The 1,577-nt window shown below is 60.7% G+C and carries 1 protein-coding gene and 1 pseudogene; both read left to right on the forward strand.

Annotated features, from left to right (window positions below; genetic code table 11):
* Nucleotides 1-122 (forward strand): annotated as a pseudogene (locus C6W92_RS17405) (transposase); the annotation flags it as partial.
* A 92-nt stretch (nt 123-214) separates the two neighbouring features.
* Complete coding sequence (locus tag C6W92_RS17410; RefSeq protein ID WP_129435383.1) at nt 215-1,243, forward strand: IS110 family transposase; 1,029 nt, start codon at nt 215-217, stop codon at nt 1,241-1,243.
* Nucleotides 1,244-1,577 lie beyond the last annotated feature (334 nt).

The raw sequence follows: 1,577 nt of genomic DNA on the forward strand, positions 1-1,577 counted from the left end.
TCCGAAAGCGCTACTGGGGCTGCCGGTTTTGGGGGCGAGGGTACTTTTCAACCACTAACGGTGCCATCACCGAAGACATCGTACTTCAGTACCTGGAACAGCACATCGCTGATCCTACCGGCGCCAGATGGAGTGGTTGCCGCCCTCCCCAGACGGCATCGCAATGTGCCAAGGTCGTGGTGCTCAACGCCACGCAAAAAAGGAGGACGGCGAGATGAAGGATATGATGATCGGGGTCGATCTGGCAAAGAATGTTTTCCAGGTCCACGGTGCCCTGCGGGCGGGGGAGGTTCAGTTTCGCAAGAAGCTCACGCGAAAGCAGTTCCCTGCGTTCATGGCCAAGCAGGACCCCTGTTTGGTCATCTTTGAAGCCTGTGGTGGCGCACACTACTGGGCATGCGAGATGGAAGCGCTTGGCCACGAGGTGAAACTGATCGCGCCACAGTACGCCCGCCCGTTCGTCAAGCGCCAGAAGAACGATGCTGCCGATGCTGAGGCGATCGTCATCGCGGCCCGACAGCCCGAGATGCGTTTCGTGGCCCCCAAGACGGTTGAGCAGCAGTCCCGCGCGGCAGTTTTCCGCGGCCGGGAGCGATTGGTCCATCAGCGCACCGCAGACGTGAACGCATTGCGGGGGCTTCTGTACGAGCATGGCCACGTGTTTCCCGCGGGAATACGCCACCTCGATCGCATGACGGCGCTTGTGAAAGATGAGACCACCGACTTGCCCGCGCTGATCCGGGAGGAGTGCCAGGACCTGCTGGCACAGATTGCAGAGAAGACGGCGCGTATCACCGCTCGCACCGCGAAACTTAAGACGCTGGCCGTGCAGTCGGACAGGGCGCGCCGGCTCCAGACCATGCCGGGTGTTGGACCACTGACAGTCGTCGCGGTGGAAGCGTTCGGACCTGACATGGCGCAGTTCAAAACCGGGCGTGACTTTGCGGCTTGGTTGGGCCTTGTGCCCAAGCAACATACCTCTGGAGGCAAACAGCGCTTGGGACGTATGACCAAGGCCGGCCAGGCCGATATCCGACGCCTCCTGATCATTGGCGCAATGTCGCGACTGGGCTGGCTTGGGCAGCGCACGATTACGGAGGGCAGCTGGCTGTCACGCATGTTGGCGCGCAAGCCCAAGATGCTGGTCGCAATCGTATTGGCCAACAAGATGGCTCGGCAGGTCTGGGCCATGCTGACCAAAAATGAGGACTACAAGGATCCGGCGCTGGCAGTTGCTGCATGATACTCGTGTCGAACCGCCAGTGACGGTGCAAAGGGGGGTGTGAGAAGACGACGACCTGAATGGGCAAAACGATCGAACAGATCCGGATTGGGAAAACCAGTACTACCGGCAGAGCAAGAAGCTCGCGCGTCAGATTTGGACCCGATCCGCTGATCACCATCCCGGCCCGCGGCTTCTGGAAGTGCCGCACAGCGAGGCCTGAAAGAAGTTCGCACATGGAGTAATCGCGGGAGTGAGTCGCCCTAACGACCGGTCGGACTTGGAGGGTGGCTGTTCCCCGATAAGATGGAAGTACGGGCTCACGGCTGGAAGCCGGGCCCAAGCATCTGATGGA

Origin of the sequence: Roseovarius sp. A46, from assembly GCF_004126395.1 — a bacterium.
Classification (GTDB): domain Bacteria; phylum Pseudomonadota; class Alphaproteobacteria; order Rhodobacterales; family Rhodobacteraceae; genus Roseovarius; species Roseovarius nitratireducens.

Bases quoted from the DNA above. Each gene is read 5' to 3' on its own strand.
- C6W92_RS17410 (WP_129435383.1), top strand. From the start codon at position 215: ATGAAGGATATGATGATCGGGGTCGATCTGGCAAAGAATGTTTTCCAG.